At 70.2% G+C, this 18,347-nt stretch carries 15 protein-coding genes; 9 read left to right on the top strand and 6 right to left on the bottom strand.

Going from position 1 to position 18,347, the window contains the following annotated elements; translation table 11 throughout:
• Window positions 1–76: 76 nt before the first annotated feature.
• The 3 genes from ACFVXC_RS00565 to ACFVXC_RS00555 form a co-directional block, all read right to left on the bottom strand.
• Window positions 77–1,474 carry an MFS transporter gene (locus tag ACFVXC_RS00565; RefSeq protein WP_389900230.1) on the bottom strand — a complete coding sequence of 466 codons (1,398 nt, stop codon included), beginning with the start codon at window positions 1,472–1,474 and terminating at the stop codon, window positions 77–79.
• Window positions 1,475–1,550: 76 nt separating this feature from the next.
• Entirely contained in the window at window positions 1,551–2,822 is a 1,272-nt protein-coding gene (locus ACFVXC_RS00560; RefSeq protein ID WP_389900229.1) for an FAD-dependent monooxygenase, read from the bottom strand.
• Between the two features lie 49 nt (window positions 2,823–2,871).
• Window positions 2,872–3,903 (bottom strand): hypothetical protein, encoded by a 1,032-nt coding sequence (locus ACFVXC_RS00555; RefSeq protein ID WP_389900228.1) that lies wholly within the window; start codon window positions 3,901–3,903, stop codon window positions 2,872–2,874.
• 508 nt (window positions 3,904–4,411) lie between these two features.
• Here ACFVXC_RS00555 and ACFVXC_RS00550 point away from each other — a divergent pair.
• The 6 genes from ACFVXC_RS00550 to ACFVXC_RS00525 all read left to right on the top strand — a co-directional run bounded on the left by ACFVXC_RS00550 (window position 4,412) and on the right by ACFVXC_RS00525 (window position 10,809).
• Window positions 4,412–5,548: an ROK family protein gene (locus ACFVXC_RS00550; RefSeq protein WP_389900227.1), complete on the top strand. Its 1,137-nt coding sequence runs from the start codon at window positions 4,412–4,414 to the stop codon at window positions 5,546–5,548.
• A 22-nt stretch (window positions 5,549–5,570) separates the two neighbouring features.
• Window positions 5,571–6,827, top strand: a complete 1,257-nt coding sequence (locus tag ACFVXC_RS00545) for an ABC transporter substrate-binding protein (protein ID WP_389900226.1) — start codon at window positions 5,571–5,573, stop codon at window positions 6,825–6,827.
• Window positions 6,824–7,792: a carbohydrate ABC transporter permease gene (locus ACFVXC_RS00540; RefSeq protein ID WP_389900225.1), complete on the top strand. Its 969-nt coding sequence runs from the start codon at window positions 6,824–6,826 to the stop codon at window positions 7,790–7,792. The genes ACFVXC_RS00545 and ACFVXC_RS00540 overlap by 4 nt, the downstream gene beginning before the upstream one ends.
• Window positions 7,785–8,651: a carbohydrate ABC transporter permease gene (locus ACFVXC_RS00535; protein WP_389900224.1), complete on the top strand. Its 867-nt coding sequence runs from the start codon at window positions 7,785–7,787 to the stop codon at window positions 8,649–8,651. Before ACFVXC_RS00540 ends, ACFVXC_RS00535 begins: the two co-directional genes overlap by 8 nt.
• A gap of 62 nt (window positions 8,652–8,713) precedes the next feature.
• The gene (locus ACFVXC_RS00530) at window positions 8,714–9,802 is read left to right on the top strand and encodes a Gfo/Idh/MocA family protein (protein ID WP_389900223.1); all 1,089 of its coding nucleotides are present in this window, start codon (window positions 8,714–8,716) and stop codon (window positions 9,800–9,802) included.
• Window positions 9,799–10,809: a Gfo/Idh/MocA family protein gene (locus tag ACFVXC_RS00525; protein ID WP_389900222.1), complete on the top strand. Its 1,011-nt coding sequence runs from the start codon at window positions 9,799–9,801 to the stop codon at window positions 10,807–10,809. Before ACFVXC_RS00530 ends, ACFVXC_RS00525 begins: the two co-directional genes overlap by 4 nt.
• Window positions 10,810–10,830: 21 nt before the next feature.
• Here ACFVXC_RS00525 and ACFVXC_RS00520 read toward each other — a convergent pair whose 3' ends face one another.
• On the bottom strand, window positions 10,831–12,201 hold the full coding sequence (locus ACFVXC_RS00520) for a CAP domain-containing protein (RefSeq protein WP_389900221.1): 1,371 nt from the start codon (window positions 12,199–12,201) through the stop codon (window positions 10,831–10,833).
• Window positions 12,202–12,369: 168 nt separating this feature from the next.
• On the opposite strand from ACFVXC_RS00520, the gene ACFVXC_RS00515 reads away from it, so the two are divergent.
• Complete coding sequence (locus ACFVXC_RS00515) at window positions 12,370–13,737, top strand: radical SAM protein (RefSeq protein ID WP_389900220.1); 1,368 nt, start codon at window positions 12,370–12,372, stop codon at window positions 13,735–13,737.
• A 13-nt stretch (window positions 13,738–13,750) separates the two neighbouring features.
• On the opposite strand, the gene ACFVXC_RS00510 is transcribed toward ACFVXC_RS00515, so the two are convergent.
• Window positions 13,751–15,082, bottom strand: coding sequence for an AMP-binding protein (locus ACFVXC_RS00510; protein ID WP_389900219.1), 1,332 nt, complete (start codon window positions 15,080–15,082; stop codon window positions 13,751–13,753).
• Between the two features lie 214 nt (window positions 15,083–15,296).
• Between ACFVXC_RS00510 and ACFVXC_RS00505 the strand changes: the two genes are divergently transcribed.
• Both ACFVXC_RS00505 and ACFVXC_RS00500 read left to right on the top strand, forming a co-directional pair.
• Window positions 15,297–16,106 (top strand): SDR family oxidoreductase, encoded by an 810-nt coding sequence (locus ACFVXC_RS00505; protein ID WP_389900218.1) that lies wholly within the window; start codon window positions 15,297–15,299, stop codon window positions 16,104–16,106.
• Window positions 16,107–16,149: 43 nt separating this feature from the next.
• The gene (locus ACFVXC_RS00500; RefSeq protein WP_389900217.1) at window positions 16,150–16,704 is read left to right on the top strand and encodes a GNAT family N-acetyltransferase; all 555 of its coding nucleotides are present in this window, start codon (window positions 16,150–16,152) and stop codon (window positions 16,702–16,704) included.
• Between the two features lie 29 nt (window positions 16,705–16,733).
• Here ACFVXC_RS00500 and ACFVXC_RS00495 read toward each other — a convergent pair whose 3' ends face one another.
• Complete coding sequence (locus ACFVXC_RS00495) at window positions 16,734–18,263, bottom strand: amino acid permease (protein WP_389900216.1); 1,530 nt, start codon at window positions 18,261–18,263, stop codon at window positions 16,734–16,736.
• Between the last annotated feature and the right edge of the window lie 84 nt (window positions 18,264–18,347).

Raw genomic sequence — 18,347 nt, 5'->3', positions numbered from 1 at the left:
GGTCCTCCTGTCGTATGTAGGGGTGCGCGCTGTCGTACGTAGGGGTGCGCGGGGGAGCAGGGCGTGCGGGCGCCGCTCAGAGCGCCGCCTGCTCGGGGACCGGCAGCGGCGGCGCGGGTTCCGGCGACTCCGCCTCGCCGTCCAGCTCCCGGCCCTTCGTCTCCGGCGCCGCCACCGCCATCCACACGACGGCCACCAGGACGGTCCCGCCGAGCACGGCGAACGTCAGCGGAAGTCCGAGCACCGGCCACATCACCGAGCCGAAGAGCAGCGGTGCGAACCCGGTGAGTGCCCTGCTGACCGAGGAGGCCCAGCCGAAGCCGCTGGCCCGCAGGGGAGTGGGGTAGAGCTCGGAGACGTACGCGTACAGGGCGGGGATGGCCAGCTGGGCCAGGAAGCCGAAGATGCCGATGGCCACGACCGAGCCGGTCGGCAGGTCCCGCACCAGCGCGAACACCACCAGGGCGAGCGAGGCGAGGGGGGCCGAGACGCCGATCAGCCACTTGCGGCCGACGAGGTCGACCAGGGCGGTGGAGACGAGGACGCCGACGATGCCGACGCCGCTCATCAGGGTGGTGCTCATGAATGCGGCCGTGTCGCCCTGGCCCTCCTCCTTGAGGATCGAGGGCATCCAGCTCAGCGCCGCGTAGTAGACGAGCATGATCGTGGCGAAGAGCAGCCAGGCCGCCGATGTGATGCGCGGGCTGAAGGCCCAGATGCGGCGCAGCTGGTCGACGGCGGCGCCCACGCCGCGCGGGCCTTCGTCCTCCACCGGCTCGGGGATGACATAGGGCTCCACGGGTGCGCCCGTCCGTGCCACCAGGTCGTCGATGACCTCCCGGGCCTCGGCCTCGCGGCCCTTCTTCGACAGATAGATCGGCGACTCGGGGATGCCGCGCCGGGCCCAGAAGAGCAGCAGCGCGGGCAGGACCATCGTCGCCAGCATCCACCGCCAGTTGCCGTCGAGGGTCAGCATCGCCGTCGAGACGAGCCCGCACAGCGTCACGCCCACCGGCCACCACGCGTCGAGCGCGGTCAGGATCCTGCCCCGGTACTTGCGCGGCGAGAACTCGCCCACCAGGGCGTAGTCCACGGGGATACAGCCGCCGAGCCCCACACCCGCGAGGAATCGCAGCGCGAGGAAGACCGGATACGTCGGCGCGAGGGCACCGAACACCGAGAACAGGGCGAAGATCAGCAGCGTGACGCTGAAGGCCTTCTTCCGGCCGATACGGTCGGCGACCGCGCCCCAGGCGACGGCGCCCACGGCCATCCCCACCAGGTTGGCGGTGGCGACGAGCCCGCGCTCGCTGAGCGAGAGGTCGAAGTGCTTGCCCAGGAGCGGCATGAGGAAGCCGTTCAAGGCGATGTCGTACGCGTCGAAGAGGTAGCCGAGGCCACCGATGATGAAGATCTTGCCCTGGACCGACCACCTCCAGGGAAGTTCCTGAACGATCTGATCGCCTGTTTTCACGTTCGCTCCACGGGGTCGTGTCGGGGACGTTCTGCGGCGCTCGCGGGTGCCGGGTCAGCGGATGCGCAGGGGCGGCTCAGCGCGTGAACTGGTACGAGAACGCGCCGAGATCGGGGTCGTCGAGCGGGCTGCCGCCCCAGAGCCAGTCGTAGGAAAGATCGGACTCGCCGTCGAAGTTGCGCCGGAGCTTCTCGTCCCTCGCCCGCTGCTCGGGGCCGTCGGGGAAGTGGTAGAAGGTCTTGTTCTGCAGCGAGGCGTCCTGGACCATCCCCGCGTGCTTGGCGCGCCGGTCGACATAGCGGCGCAGCGCCCCCTCGATGCCGTCCGCCGTGACCGCGCCCAGTTCCTCGGCGAGCACCGCGGCGTCCTCCATGGCCTGCGAAGCGCCCTGCGCCTGGTAGGGGAGCATCGCGTGGCAGGCGTCGCCCAGGAGGCCGACCCGGCCGTCCTGCCACACCGGGTCGCGGCGCCGGTGGTAGAGCGCGAAGCAGGAGACGTCCTCCTTCGCCTTGGAGAGCATCGCGGGGACGCGGTCGTCCCAGCCGGGGAAGGCGTCGACGAGGTCCTGCGCGGTGGCGGCGACGGACCACTTCTCGGCCACCTCGTCCGTGCAGGGCACGCAGGCCACGATGTTGAGGTACTCGCCGCCGCGGATCATGTAGTGCACCAGATGGCGGTCGGGTCCGTACCAGATCGTGGACTGGTAGCGGTCGACCAGCCAGCGCGTCGCCGGGTCGGCCGCGATCAAGTCGCCCGGTATGAGGGCCCGGTAGGCCATCTCGCCGGAGAACTGCAGGGTGTCCGGGGCGCCCATCAGGTCGCGCACCCGGGAGCGGATGCCGTCGGCGCCGATGACGATGTCGGACACGTACCGCCGCCCGTCGTCCGTGATCGCCACCGGGCGCGCGGGGTCCGTGCGGTCGAGCTCGGCGACCTTGCTCGCGGTGTGCAGCGCGACGACAGGGCCGGGACCCGCCGGGTCGACGCAGGCGTCCATGAGGACGCGGTGCAGATCGGCCCGGTGGTAGTGCCAGTACGGCGCGTTGAACTCCTCCTTGCAGCGCCGGCCAAGCGAGGTGAGGCCGACGACGCTGCCGTCCTTCCAGCGCCGCCGCACCTGGTCGAGCGGTTCGGTGTGGATGGCTTCCAGCTGCCGGCGCAGGCCGAGGCCGAGCAGGACGCGGCTGGCGTTGGGAGCCGTCTGGATACCCGCGCCCACCTCGCCGAGCTGCGGGGCCTGTTCGAGCACGGTGACCCGCAGGCCTCGGTGCCGCAGCGCGAGGGCGGCGGTCAGGCCACCGAGACCGCCTCCGACGACGGTGACTTCGTACGACTGGCTGGACGCCACGCTTCCTCCATCTTGCTCACACGATCGGGCAGTTGACGCGCGGATCGGGTCAGCGCTCGGTGAGACGGCCGCCCGTCACGACCTCGGTGTCGTCGACCCGGACCGTGCAGCCGCGCATGGCGATGTCGAGATGTGCGTACGACTCGCGCCCGAGAACGGGGTGCGGTCCCGTGGACCACAGGAAGTTCCCGGCGAAGGCGCGGGCGTCCATGCCCATCAGGTCGTCCTTGCCGTACATCGCGGTGGCGAACCAGTCGGCCGTACGCATCAGACCCCAGCCCATGTGGGAGAGGCTGCGCGCCCACTGGTCGTCCGCGTCCTCGAAGAACGTGTTCAGGAGCTCGGCCTCGGCGCCGCCCGACACCTTCTCGATCTGCCCGCCAGAGATCTGCAGGGTCACGGGCTGGCGCACGTACTCCTTGAAGGGCAGCAGGATGTCTCCCTCGGCGAGCACGATCTGCCCATCGGAGATCTCCGGCCAGGCCAGAACCATGGTGCTCGGCCAGTGGTCCCAGCGGCCCGGGTCGTCGGCGAAGCCGCACTGGAACTCGGGCTTGGATCCGGCGAGTTGCACGGTCAGATCCGTGCCCGCGTCCGAGGTGACCTGCATGACGGCCGACCGCTTGAGCAGCTGGACGCCTTCGAGCACCTCGTCCTTGTCGGACTCCTTGGGCAGATTGCGGATGAGTACGTCGGGTGCGTCGCAGACGAAGATGATGCGGGTATCGGCGCGCAGGATCTCCTGCTGGACCGGTGCGTGGATGAAGCCTTCGCGGGTGATGTCGACGACCAGATCCGCGGACTTGAGCAGGTCCTGCGCGGTGGTGTCGTTGAGCACGGAGACGAGGCCCGGGCCCGCGCCGGTGTGGGTGCTCGGCATCGGCGCGGGACTGCCGCCGGGGACGGTCGCGGCGATGACGTGGGCGCCGCACGCCTTCGCGGCGCCGAACGCCGCCGCCACGTATTCGCCGCGGCTGCCGGGCTCGGAGAGGACGACGACGTGCTCGCCCTCGGTGAGCTTGCACAGTCGCAGTTCGCGGGTGAACGCGTCGAGCAGATCGACGGACGAAAGATCGAACACGGGGGGTCCCTTCTTTCGGGCTCTATCGGGCTGCCGCAGGCAAACGGGCAGCACGGATCCGGACACTTCGTGCGAGGGGAAATGGGGGTTTGGGGCAGGAGGGCGGACAGGCTTCACCGGCCCGCCATACAGGGTCTGAACTGCGGATACGAGGCGGTGGGTGACCGCCCGACAGAGATAATCCGAACACGTACGATCTCCCTTGGCAAGGGGTCGCGCACGGAGTTAACACCGGTCTTTCCTGATGAACCGTCAGCGAAATGCGGCCCCGCACCGGCTGACCTCGGCTTCGTCACCGACGGCTGTCCGGCGGTCGCCCGAGGGTGCTCGGGGGGGGCGTTACGTCCCGGTAAACCGCCCCGCGGCCGGGCCCGCCCTCGCCAATTCCTTCCGCGTGAAGGGGGTTCCCCACCGGGCACAGATATGAAAGTGTCCTCCCAAATCTCCGGGAGAAGCGCTGGACCCACAGGTCAACAGGGCTGCCCTGACCTCGAAATGGGGTGAAGAAGTGTTGCGGAACGGGATACGGGGGCACGATCTCGCCTCGCTGCGCCGGTTGAACACCACCGTCGTGCTGCGCGCCCTGCACCGCCGAAGCCCGCAGACACTCGCGGAACTCGCCGCCGGTACCGGACTCTCCCGGCCGACCGTGGAATCAGCCGTCGAGGAGCTGACCGCGCACGGCTGGGCGGGGGAGGCCGAGCGCGAGGACGGGGAGCGCGCGCCGGGTCGCCCGGCCCGGCGGTTCCGGTTCCGCGTGGAGTCGGGCCACGTGGTGGGCGCCGACATAGGCCTGCACAAGATGGTGCTGATCCTCGCTGATCTCGGCGGGACGGTGCTCGCCGTGCGGCGCGAGGACATCGACCCGGAGCTGGGCGGAGCCGAGCGGCTCGACCTGCTGCGCAAGACACTCGAAGCCTTTCTCGACGCGCACTCCGTACGGCGCGACGACATCCTCGCCCGCTGCGTGGGCGTACCCGGCGTCGTCGACGCGGGCGGCACCATCACCTCGCACGTCATCCCGGAGTGGTCCGGCGTCGACCTCGGGCGGCTCCTCGCCGACGGCGAGCCGGGCCACACCCTCGTCGAGAACGATGTGAACCTCGCCGTGCTCGCCGAGCGCTGGCAGGGCGCGGCCACCCTCGCCGGAGACGTCGTCTGCGTCCTGACCGGACACCGCGTGGCGTGCAGCCTCACCATCGGCGGGCGCCTTCACCGGGGGCGGCGCGGCGGCGCGGGTGAGCTGGGTCTGCTCCCGCTGCTCGGCATGAACACCGCGCAGGAAGCTCTGAGCTGGAAGGGCCCGCGGCACCCCGGTGAATCCGAAGTGGACGCCCTCGCCCGCGCCGCGGACACCGCGGACCCGCGTGCGCTCGCCGCCGTGGCGGACTTCGCCGACCGCATCTCGCCGGGCATCGCCGCCCTGGCCCTCGCCGTCGACCCGGAGTTAGTGGTGCTCACCGGCGGCGCGACCCCGCTGGGCGGCCATCTCGTGCCGCTGATCGAGGACAGGCTGCGCCCGCTGACGCTGCACGTCCCGCGCATCGCACTGAGCACGCTCGGCGAACAGGGCGTCGCGATCGGCGCCGTACGCAAGGCACTTGACCAGGTCGAATCCGATCTCCTGACGGATGCGACGCCGTAGGACGACGAAGGCGGAGGCGCTCATGCGCAGGAGAACTCTGCTCCACGGAGCGATGGCGGCGCCCCTGCTCGCCGCCTGCTCCGGCGAGAGTGACGCCGACAAGGAGAGCGGTGGCAGGACCACCCTCACGTACGGGGTGTGGGACGTGGCCCATGTGCCGGGGCTGCAGAAGGTGATCGACGCCTTCGAGAAGGAGAACCCCGGCATATCCGTACGCATGGAACTCACGCCCTGGTCCAGCTACTGGACCACCCTGAAGACCGCGATGCGCGGCGGCACCGCCCCCGACGTGTTCTGGATGAACGCGGTCAACCTCCAGTTGTACGCCTCCAGCGGGGTCCTCGAACCCCTGAGCGGCCACATCAAGAGCGACGCGACCCCCGTGGACCGCCACCCCGAATCACTCGTGAAGATCTACGCCTACCAGGGCACCCAGTACGGCATCCCCAAGGACTTCGACACCATCGGCCTCTGGTACAACAAGGCGCTCTTCGACAAGGCGGGCATCAAGTACCCCGACAGGACATGGACGTGGGACGACGTGCGCGACGCCGCCGCCGAACTGACCAACCCGCGCGAGCGCGTGCACGGCATGGCCGCCGAGATGGACCGCCAGGCCCAGATCTACCCCGCCATCCACGGCGCGGGCGGCTACGTACTCAAGGACGGGAAGTCGGGCTTCGGCGACGAGCGCTCCATCGAGGGCCTGCGCTACTGGACCGACATGATCGACCGCGGCTGGTCACCGCCGCAGAGCGCGATGGTCGAGTCCAAGGCCCGCAACCGCTTCTGGTCGGAGAAGGCCGCCATGGTCTACGAGATATCCGCGTTCTCAGGGCAGTATCACGCCATCCCCGCGATCAAGGACCACGGCGGCGTCACCGTCCTGCCCAAGGGCCGCGAGCGCGCCACGATCATCCACGGCCTCGCCAACGTCATCTCCGCCAAGAGCCGCAAGAAGGCTGCCGCCTGGAAGTTCGTCCACTTCATGGCCGGTCGCAGGGCCGCCGAGATCCAGGCGTCCACGGGAGTCACCATCTCCTCGTACGAGGGGACGCAGGACGCCTGGTTCAAGTCGATGCCCGAGTTCGACCTGAAGTGCTTCGTCGAGATGCAGAAGTACGCCGTTCCGTACCCGAGCTCGAAGAACACCGCGGTCTGGGAGAACCTTCAATACCCCCTCCTGGGCGCCGCGTTCAGCGGCAAGGGAGGCATCGAGCGCGCCGCCCACACGCTGGGCGAGCAGATGGACCGGGCCCTGAAGGAGGAGCGCGCATGATGAGTGTCTTTCCCTCCACGGCGGCGGCGAAGGCGGCAGGCCGCGGCCGCGGCCGCGGCCTCGGTAGCAGGCCGGAGTCCGGATCCGCCCCCAGGTCCCGCAACCAGCGCGCCGCCTACCTCTTCATCGCGCCGCTCGGCATCGGCTTCGCCCTCTTCTACTTCTGGCCGCTGCTCCAGACCTTCTTCTACAGCTTCACCGAGTTCGGTGTGTTCGGCGGCAACACCTGGATCGGCACCGACAATTACGTACGCGTCCTCAAGGACGTCACCGTCTGGCAGGCCCTCGGCAACACGCTGATCTACTGCGTCATCGGACTGCTCGCCCTGCCGGTCGCCATCGGTGTCGCGGCGCTGCTCAACCGGCGCGGACTGCGCGGCGTCGCGGTCTACCGCGCCCTGTACTTCATCCCGTTCGTGACGCTGCCCGTCGCCGTCGGCCTCGTCTGGAACTGGCTCTACAACGGCGACTACGGACTGATCAACGAAGTCTTCGCGTGGTTCGGCGCGGACCGGCGCTACTGGGTCTCCGACCCCTCGACCGCCGTGTACGCGATCGGCACCGTCATGGTCTGGTCGACCACCGGCTACTACTTGATCATTTTCATGGCGGGCATCAAGGGCATCCCGCAGGACTACTACGAGGCCGCCGAGCTGGACGGCGCGGGGCCGCTGCGCCGCTTCTTCACGATCACGATGCCGCTGCTCAGTCCGACGATCTTCTTCTCGTCCATCATCTGCATGATCAACTCGTTGCAGACCTTCGACCTGATCTACATCATGATGGCCGAGAAGAACCCGGCGATCGGCGACACCCAGTCAGTGGTGAGCCTCTTCTACAAATGGGCCTTCATCGAGAACGCCCAGGGCCCCGCCGCCGCCCTCGCCTTCCTGCTCATGCTGATCATCGCGGCGCTGACGCTGGTGCAGTTCAAGCTGCAGAAGAGGTGGGTGCACTATGCGTGAATCCTCGCGTGCGTCCCGCGCACGGCCCGCGAACCGGCGGCGCGTCAGCGCCGGTTCGGTCGCCACCCACGCCGTGCTCTCGTTCGGCGCCCTGGTGATGGTTCTCCCCTTCCTGTGGCAGCTGCTCACCGCGGCCAAGTCCCTCGCCGAGACGGCTCAGGTGCCGCCGACCTTCCTGCCCCACACCTGGAACTGGTCGAGCTTCGAGGAGGTCTTCAGCGCGCTGCCGTTCCGGGAGATGCTCTTCAACAGCGTCTTCAACACCGTGGGGCGCACGGTCGGACAGCTGGTGTTCTGCTCGCTCGCCGCCTACGCCTTCGCACGCATGCGGTTCCGGGGCCGCGACGTCCTGTTCGGGCTCTTCCTGTCCGTCCTCATGGTGCCGAGCTCGCTGCTCGTCCTTCCGCAGTACGACATCATCCAGCGGCTCGGCCTGCTCAACTCCGCGCCCGCGTTGTTCCTGCCCGGCATGTTCAGCGCGTTCGGGACCTTCATGCTGCGGCAGTTCTTCCTCACACTCCCCAAGGAGCTGGAGGAGGCCGCGCGGATCGACGGCGCGGGTCCGTTCCGCATCTTCTGGTCGATCATGCTGCCCCTCGTGCGGCCCGCGCTCGCCGCGCTCGCCGTCATCACCGCGATGTGGTCGTGGAACGACCTCCTGTGGCCGCTGATCGTGAACACGGACCCGCAGAAGATGCCGATCAGCGCCGGGCTGACCTCGCTTGAAGGCCAGTTCGAGACCAACTACCCCGTGATGATGGCCGGTTCGCTCATCGCGAGCCTGCCGATGCTCATCGTCTACCTCTTCCTCCAGCGGCACTTCGTGCAGAGCGTCGCGCTCTCCGGCTCCAAGAGCTGACCCACTCCAGGAACCACGAAACAGGAACCACGAAACAGGAACCACGAAAGGTGACTCTGCCCATGCGAATAGGTCTGATCGGCGCGGGCGGCATAGCCCGCGCCCATCTCCCCGGGTGGCTGGAACTGGGAGCGCGCATCAGCGTGTACACCGTCGACGGCTCCGCGCAGAAGCTCGCCGCCGAGTACGCGGGGCGCGATGTCGCCGCCGTGTCGAGCCTCGGCGAACTGCTCGCCGACTGCACCGCCGTCGACATCTGCACGCCCACCCCCACGCACAGGGAACTCGCCCTGGCGGCCGTCGCCGCGGGCCGTCACGTCGTCTGTGAGAAGCCCCTCGCGCTCAACGCCGCCGACGCGCAGGAGATCGCGGCAGCCGCCGAAGCGGCGGGCGTAGGGCTGCACCCCGCACATGTCGTGCGGTACTTCCCGGCGTACGCGTCCATGCGACGGGCCGTCGAGACAGGCGAGTTGGGCGAGCTTGCCGTGCTGCGGTTCACTCGGGGCGGGGCGCGCCCGCAGTGGGCTCCCTGGTTCGCCGACCCTGCCAAGTCCGGCGGCGTGATCATGGATCTGATGGTGCACGACATCGACATCGCCCGCTGGATCGCAGGTGACGTGGTCCGGGTGTACGCGCAGACGCGGGGTGTCGAGCACGCCGAGGGAGGTACGGAAGCCGAGGTGGTCTCGGCGACCGCCGTCCTCACCCACGCCTCCGGCGCGATCAGCCACATCACCGGCCTCTGGGGCCTCCCGGACCAGCAGTTCCGTACGACCTTCCGGATCGCGGGCAGCGACGGCCTCCTGCGGCACGACTCCACGTCCGTGCCCGGCTACCGCGTCACCGCGCAAGGAGTGCGCGCGGCCAACGAGGGCATCCCTTCGAGCCCGATGACGGAGAGCCCCTACCTGTCCGAGCTGCGGGAGTTCGCGGCCTCATGGGAGGCGGGCGGCGGTGAGCCGCGGGTGAGCGCGCGGGACGGGGTCGAGGCGGTGCGGATCGCCGAAGCGGCGGTGGAGTCGAGTCGCACGGGCCAGGCGGTCGAGATCCGGACGGGTATCGAGTCGGGTACCGGGCCGGGTATCGGGTCGGGTACCGGGTCGGGTACCGGGTCGGGTATCGAGTCGGACATCAAGGAGGTCACGCGATGAAGGTCGCCGTTCTGTCGTTCGCCCATCTCCACGCGGCGGGGTACCTGCGGCTCCTCGCGCGCATGCCGGATGTCGAGGTCATCGCCAGTGACCCCGACACCGGGCCGTCGGCGCCCGGTGAGGTGCGGGGACGCGCGTTCGCCGAGGAGATGGGGGTCGCCTACGCGGAGTCGTACGACGAGGTCTTCGCCTGGGGCCCCGACGTGGTGATCGTCTGCTCCGAGAACGCGCGCCACCGGCCCCTCGTGGAGCTCGCCGCTTCCCACGGCGTGGACGTCCTGTGCGAGAAGCCGCTGGCCACGACGGTCGCGGACGGCGAGGCGATGCTCGCGGCCTGCCGCGCGGCAGGCGTACGGCTCGCGGTCGCTTTCCCCGTCCGCTTCAGCCCTGCGTACGCGGCCGTCAAGGCGGCCGTCGCGTCGGGCGAGACGGGCCGGGTCCTGACCGTGTCCGGCGCGAACAACGGCTCCATGCCCGCCTCCCGGCGCTGGTTCGCCGATCCCGAACTCGCGGGCGGCGGAGCCCTGATGGACCACACGGTTCACATCGCCGACCTCCTGGACGACCTCTTCGGTGCGGCCCGCCCCGTCGACGTGTACGCCCAGACGAACAACCGCATGTACGAGGGCGAGGTCGACGCCGAGACCAGCGGTCTGGTCACCGTGACGTACGACAACGGCTCGGTGGCCACGATCGACTGCAGCTGGTCGCACCCGCGCTCCCACCACTCCTGGGGCGGGCTCGAACTCACCGTGGTCGGCGAGCGGGCGACCCTGGAAATGGACGCCTTCGACCAGGCGGTCCACGGCTACAGCGAACGCCGGGGACAGGGGATCGAACTGCCCTTCGGGGCCGACCTGGACGAACGGATGCTGCGGGCGTTCCTGTACGGGCCGGAGGACGGAGGCATGAACGTGGCCGACGGCGAGGGCGGGCTGCGGACGCTGAAGATCGTGGCGGCAGGCTATGAGTCGGCTCGCCGCGGGGTCCCGGTGGCGGTGGGCTGACGGCCGGGAGGGGTGCGGTCCTCAGCCGCCGAAGAGCTGGGTCCAGTACGTCCCTGCCGAGCCGCCGCCCGCGAAGCCGACGCCGAGGTGGGTGAAGGAGGGCTTGAGGATGTTGGCCCGGTGGCCGGGGCTGTTCATCCAGCCGTCCACCACCTCGGCGGGCGTGCGCTGACCGCAGGCGATGTTCTCGCCGATCGCCCGGTGCGTGCTGCCCGCCGCCGACGCGCGGTGCCAGGGTTCGCCGCCGTCGGGCGAGGTGTGGGCGTAGAAGGCGCGGGCGACCATGTCCGCGCTGTGGCCCTGCGCCGCCACGGTCAGGAGCGGGTCGGGGGAGAGGGGGCGAAGACCGGCCGCCGTCCGCTCGGCGTTGGTCAGACGGAGCACCGCCGACGCCCACTCCGCGAGCCCCTGTGAGGTGAAAGGGGTGGCCCACAGCGCCGTCCAGTAGACGTCGCCGGAGCGCGCGTCGGTGGTGTGGGCCAGCCCGACCTGCGTGTACGCGCGGCTGTGCACCGTACGCCGTGACTGCTCGCCGGAGAGGCAGTACTCCAGGAAGTCGGCGGGCGTGCGGGGCCCGGAGACGAGATGCTCGCCGATGGCCAGGTAGGCGTACCCGCTCGCGAGCACGCGCTGGTAGAGGGACGTGCCGTCCGCGTGCTCCGAGCTCAGTGCGGACCGCGCCGCCATCCCGGCGGCGTGCGCGCTCGCGGCGGCGGTCAGCCGGGCGTCGACGGTGACCGCGGGCGCGCCCGCCGAAGCCCGTGCGGCGTTGACCAGCGGGAGGAATCCGTCGGGGTCGGGTGCGGCCGAAGGGCGGGGCATGGGCGCACCGGCGGGCGCGGGCGCGGGCGGACGGGCAGCGGTGGTCGTGCGTGGACCGGCGACGGAGGGGGAGGCCGGCTGCGGGCCCTCGTCCTGAGCCACGTCCACCCCGAAGTCCCTCGCCACCCCGGCGAGCCCGTCCGCGTACCCCTGCCCGATCGCCCGCAGCTTCCACCCCGTGCCCCTGCGGTAGATCTCCGCGAGCAGCAGCACCGTCTCGCGGTCCGGGCGCGGCGGTGTGAAACGGGCCACTTGATGCCCGCCGGGCCCGTGCACCTGGAGCGTGATGCCGGGAAGGCGGCCCAGGGGAGTGCCGGGATCGGTGGGGCTGACGGCCACGGTGACGCGGCTGGCACCGGCACGCAGGCGCCGCCCGTCGACCGTGACCGTGTCGCCCTGGAGCCGGGCGCCGGGCGCGGCGGGCTGGTTGTAGAAGACGAAGTCGCCGTCGCCCGCGACCTTCCCGCTGTCGCCCGTGACGATCACGGACAGGTCGAAGGGGCCGGACACCCGCAGGGTGACGGCACCGTCCGGCAGCGGCACGTTCCCTCCGGCGACCAGCTCATTCATGCCAGGACAACGCGAGAGCGGCACCACGAGGTTCCCGCCAGGACACGGGTGCGGGACAGGGCTGAGGTGGCCCGGAACCGGAGGCGGGTCCGCGCCGCGGCAGGAGGGTACTAGCGTGGGGGCCACGGGAAAGCACAATTCACCGACAGGATCCGAGGTGCCCGGCAGATGGCAAGCCGCAGCGAGAGCCGTACCCAGCTCGTAGAGGGACTCATGGAGCGGTTCCCGCAGGTGCCGCGAGAGGCGGTGATCAAAGAAGACCTGCTCAGGGGTGGCATGGCCTTCGACGAGTCCGCGCTGAGCGACAATGAGGGCGGTGAGGTCAAGCCGAAGTCGTACTTCATCTTCTCCTTCGACCACAGCACACTGCCCGAGCTCGGCGCCGCCGCCCTGCGCCGACCGCCCGAGGAGATCGTCCTCACCGGTGGCCCCTACGACCTGCGCCGCACGGTCGTCTCGGTCCGCGTGAACCCCTCATCGCCCTACCGCGTGGCCGCCGACGACGACGGCGTGCTCGGCCTGTACCTGGACGGCGCCCGGATCTCCGATGTGGGCCTGCCGCCGATGCCGGACTACTACCGGCACACGCTGGAGAACGGCAAGTCCGTCATGGAGGTGGCGCCCACCATCCAGTGGGGCTACCTGATCTACCTGACGGTCTTCCGGGTCTGCCAGTACTTCGGCGCCAAGGAGGAGTGCGGGTACTGCGACATCAACCACAACTGGCGCCAGCAGAAGGCGGCGGGCCGCCCCTACACGGGCGTGAAGCCGATGGACGAGGTCCTTGAGGCCCTCGCCATCATCGACAAGTACGACACGGCGAAGTCCTCCACCGCGTACACGCTCACCGGCGGCGCCATCACCACGCAGCTCCAGGGCAAGGACGAGGCCGACTTCTACGGCCAGTACGCGAAGGCCATCGAGGAGCGCTTCCCCGGCCGCTGGATCGGCAAGGTCGTCGCGCAGGCGCTGCCCAAGGCGGACGTCCAGCGCTTCCACGACTACGGCGTACGGATCTACCACCCCAACTACGAGGTGTGGGACCCGTACCTGTTCGAGCGCTACTGCCCCGGTAAGGAGCGCTACGTGGGCCGCGACGAGTGGCACCGCCGCATCCTGGACTCCGCGGACGTCTTCGGACCGCGCAACGTCATCCCGAACTTCGTGGCGGGCGTGGAGATGGCGGAGCCGTTCGGCTTCAAGACGGTCGGCGAGGCCATCGACTCCACCGTCGAGGGGCTGCAGTACTTCATGTCGCGCGGCATCACGCCCCGCTTCACGACGTGGTGCCCGGAGCCCACGACACCGCTGGGCAAGGCGAACCCGCAGGGCGCCCCGCTGGAGTACCACGTCCGTCTCCTGGAGGCGTACCGCGCGACGATGGAGTCCAACGGTCTGTCGTCGCCGCCCGGATACGGTCCCGCGGGCCCGGGGCGCGCGGTGTTCTCCGTCTCCTCCTTCATGGACAGCCTGGCTCCCGAGGAGGCCGCCCCCGAGGACCAGGTGGCCGGGACCGGGGTCCCCGAGAAGGCCTAGGCGACGAGAGGGCCTAGACGACCAGGTTGCCGTCCGGGGTGCGCCGCGCGAGGCGTCCGGTACGGAAGTAGCCGTCGGTCGTGAAGGAACGTATGTCGTCGTCGGGGGCCCGGTAGTAGCCGCGCGGGGTGTACGGGCCCCGGGCGAGCAGTTCGCCGGGCTCCCCGTCGGGCACGTCCTCGCCGTCGGCGTCGACCAGGCGGATCTCGTCGTCGGGCGAGAGCGGGCGACCCCGCGTGGTGAGCACGGTCCCGTCCGGATCGGCGGTCCGGGTGAGAGTGAGCGGACCCCCGGCCATGGCGAGGACCTGCTGCGGGCGGCAGCCCAACTCGGCTCCCACCCGCGCGGTGGTCGCCCGGTCCAAGGGCGCGCCGCCGAGCTGCACGAGACGCAGACTGCTCACGTCGGCCTCTACCGAGCCGAGCGCGTCGAGCCAGAGCCGGGCGACGGCGGGCACCAGCGACGTGACGGTGACCCGTTCCCGTTCGACGACCGAAAGGCTTGCGGCGGCTCCCATGTCCTCGACCAGGACGACGGTGCCGCCGACGGAGAGGGTCCCGACGATCCCGGGGCAGCCGAAGGTGAGGTTCGACCCGGCGGGCCGCGCGGCGAGATAGACGTCGTTCTCGGTGAGCGACACCAGCTCGGCGGCGGCCCGCGCCTGGTAGGCGTAGTCGTCGTGGGTGCGCGGAACGAGCTGGGGCGCGGCGACGGCGTCGCAGGAGGGCAAGAGGAACGCCACCTGGCCGGCACTTCGCGCGAGCGCGGGACCGGGCGGCGAGTCGACGGAGCCCAGCGGGAAGTAGTGGCACCCCGACGGGTCGGTCGTCATGCCGCCGTACGGGGATGAGGTGCCCGGTGCCTCAAAGGTGAACACCCGCCGCAGGAAGGGCCCTTGGGCGGCGATGTCGGCGGCCATCGCCGTGTGGTCGAAGCCCTGGTAGGTCGAGGGGCCGACGTAGCCGACGGCCTGGGCGATCCGCGCGACACGGGACACCTCGGGCGCGCGGTGCGAGACCGGGCAGATCACGGGGACGGCGCCGACGCGCATCAGCGCGAACACGGTGACGACGAACTCGGGAACGTTCGGCAGCTGGACGACGACCCGCTGTCCGGGCCTCAGGCCGCGCAGCCGGAATCCGGCGGCCATCCGGTCCACGCGCCGGTTCAGGTTCGCGTAGGTGATGCGGCTGCCGTCGTGCACGAGCGCGGTGCGCGGCCCGTACTGCAGGGCCCAGCCGCGCAGCAGGTCGTCCAGCGTGACGCCACGCCAGTGCCCGGCCGACCGGTATCGGTCGACGAACTCCGGGGGCCAGGGCGTACAGCCGTCGAGCATGGATGTCATGCGCTGGTCGCGTCCCCTCTCGACTCTCGGCTCCCGACGTCGGGGAGTGACCCCGCTGTCCTGACCCTGGCAATCCAAGTCCGTCGACACCCGCGCGCACCATGTGCTTTTCGAACCACGAACGCTGACGTCCCTCGGCGGAAGGTCCAATGAGGTCCACAGGGTGGCGACGCCCGCTTTACCCGAGTGAGCGGGTTGGTGAATGATCGATCAAATGACGATCCCGCCCCCGCCCCTCGGAGGAAACGTGCCGCAGAACCCCGTCACAGTCGTAACCGGCGGCAGCCGCGGCATCGGCGCAGCCATCTGCGTCCGTCTCGCCGAGGAGGGCCACCACATCGCCCTCGGCTATCACTCCGACGCCGACGCCGCCGAGAAGGTAGCCGCGGAAGTCCGGGCTGTGAGCACGGCAGGAGCAGGAGCAGGAGCAGGAGCGGATGCGAGCGCCCGCTGCGTCACCGTCCGGATGGACACCGCCGACGAGGCGGACGTCGACCGCCTCTTCGAGACCGCCGCCGCTGAGCTGGGCCCGGTCACGGGGCTTGTGAACAACGCCGGGATCGGCGCCCCGGTGGGGCCGCTCGCGCAGGCCGACGCCGCCGCCATGCGCCGCGCACTCGACGTGAACGTACTCGGCTACCTCCTCTGCGCCCGCCGCGCGATCCGCGACATGACCCGGACCGGCGCCGGCGGCGGCATCGTGAACATCTCCTCCGCGGCGGCGACCCTCGGCGCCCCGGGGGAGTACGTCCATTACGCCGCCGCCAAGGGGGCCGTCGACACGATGACCATCGGCCTGTCGAAGGAGGTCGCCGCGGACGGCATCCGCGTCAACGCCGTCGCGCCCGGCGTGATCTGGACCGAGTTCCACGCCGACCCCGAGCGCCCGGCGAAGCTCGCCGCGGGGATCCCCCTGGGGCGCTCCGGCCAACCCGACGAGATCGCGGCGGCCGTCTCCTGGCTCCTCTCGGACGAGGCGTCGTACACGTCCGGCACGATCCTGCGCGTGGCGGGCGGAAGGTGAGCCAACCGGCCCCCGCGCCCGCCGCGGTCCTTACTCTTGACGCATGATCACCGAATCCGCCCGCATCACCCCGGACGTCGTCATGCGCCCCGCCACGCCGGAGGACGCGGGCGGTCTCGCCCGCGCCCGCCTGCACAGCCGCGCGCACCTTGAGCCGTGGGAACCCACCCGGCCCGAGGACCACTTCACCTCGCAGGCGCAGGCCGCCCGGCTCCGTGTCCAGTTGGAGGAGTGCCGGGCCGGGCGCACGGCACCCTGGGTGCTCGACCGTGAGGGGGACATCGTCGGCTCGATCACCCTGTCCGGCATCGTTCTCGGGCCCTTGCGCAGCGGAAATCTCGGCTACTGGATCGACGTGGACCACATCGGCCGCGGCCTGGCCACCGCCGCCGTCGAGCGGGCCTGCGTCGCCGCCGACACCGAACTGGGCCTGCACCGCGTCGAGGCGGGCACCCTCCTCGACAACGTGCCCTCGCAGCGGGTCCTCGCCAAGTGCGGCTTCGAGGAGTTCGGTGTCGCGCCGGAGTTCCTGCACATCAACGGCGCCTGGCGCGACCACCGACTCTTCCAGCGGATCCTCAACGACCGTCTCCCATAAGGCGACGCGACGAAGGATCCACGCGTCGCCTAGACGATGTCCTCCGCGATCTCCGCCTGCTCCCGCTCCGTCCCGTACGCCGACGGCGTGCTGTAGGAGCCCTTCGCCACGAACCACCAGATGGTGGCGAGGGTCAGCACCACGACGAGCGCGATGGACGCGTAGTTCATCGAGTCGACCGTCACCGGCGAGACCTGGGGCAGGCAGAACAGGATCGTCACGAAGACCACCCAGAGCACGGCTGTCCAGCCGATGGGCTTGCTCCAGCGGCCCAGGTTCCACGGGCCCTTCTCGAAGCGGTCGCCCGCCCGAAGGCGCAGGTAGATCGGGATGGCGTACGCGGGCGTGATCCCGATGACGTTGATGGCGGTCACGGCCGTGTACGCGGTCGTCGAGTACAGGGACGGCAGGGCGATGACCGCGGCCAGACCGACCGAGAGCCAGACCCCGGGCACCGGCACCTGGGTCCGGGAGCTGACCTTGCGCCATATCTTCGATCCCGGCAGCGCGTTGTCGCGGCTGAAGGCGAACACCATGCGGCTGGCCGCGGCGGTCTCGGCGTTGCCGCAGAACAGCTGCGCCACGATCACGATGAGCAGCAGCGCCGTCGCCCCGGACTCGCCGATCGCGTCGATCATGATCTGCGCGGGCGGCACGTTGGTGGCGGTGTTCACGGTGCCCGCGTAGTCCTGGATCGCGAACGTCAGCCCGGCGAGCAGGATGAAACCGGCGATCCACGACGCCCAGATGGCACGCACGATGCCGCGCGCCGCGGAGACCGAGGCGTTGGAGGTCTCCTCCGACAGGTGCGCGGAAGCGTCGTATCCGCAGAAGGTGTACTGCGCGAGGAGCAGACCGATCGCCGTGACGTAGAGCGGGTTGTCCCAGCCGGTGTTGTTGACGAACTCACCGAAGACGAAACCCGGGGACTGGTGGTGGTCCGGCACGATCGCGAGGACGCCCACGATCACCGCGACACCGGCGACGTGCCACCACACGCTGATGGAGTTGAGCAGACTCACCAGGCGTACGTTGAACAGGTTGAGCACGGCGTGCAGGAGCAGGATGCCGAGGAAGATCAGGAAGGTCTTCTCCGGCGTCGGCGTGAAGCCGAACTTCAGGTTCAGGAACGCCCCGGAGAAGAGCGCGGCGCCGTAGTCGATGCCCGCTATCGCGCCGAGCAGACCGAGCAGGTTCAACCAGCCCGTGTACCAGCCCCAGCGCCGCCCACCGAGCCGGTCGGCCATGTAGTAGAGGGCCCCCGACGTCGGGTAGGCGCTGGTGACCTCGGCGAGCGCCATACCCACGCAGAGCACGAAGAGCCCGACGCCCGCCCAGCCCCAGAGCATCACGGCCGGGCCGCCCGTACCGAGGCCGAAGCCGTACAGGGTCATGCAGCCGGAGAGGATGGAGATGACGGAGAAGCTGATGGCGAAGTTGCCGAAGCCGCCCATCCGGCGCGCCAGGACCGGCTGGTAGCCGAGCTCCCTGAGCCTCTGTTCCTCGTCGGGCAGCGGGTCTGTGGCCGATGCGGGGCTCGACCAGGTGGTGCGGGACACGGATGTACCTCCGGTGGGGGAGCGGTCGTTCGGGGAGCGGGTGGTGCTGGGCGAAAGGCCGTTGCCTGGGGTGGCGGGGGGGGC

Source organism: Streptomyces sp. NPDC058257 (assembly GCF_042881845.1).
Classification (GTDB): domain Bacteria; phylum Actinomycetota; class Actinomycetes; order Streptomycetales; family Streptomycetaceae; genus Streptomyces.
The sequence above is the reverse complement of the archived record's forward strand: the minus strand, read 5'-3'. Positions and strand labels throughout refer to the sequence as shown.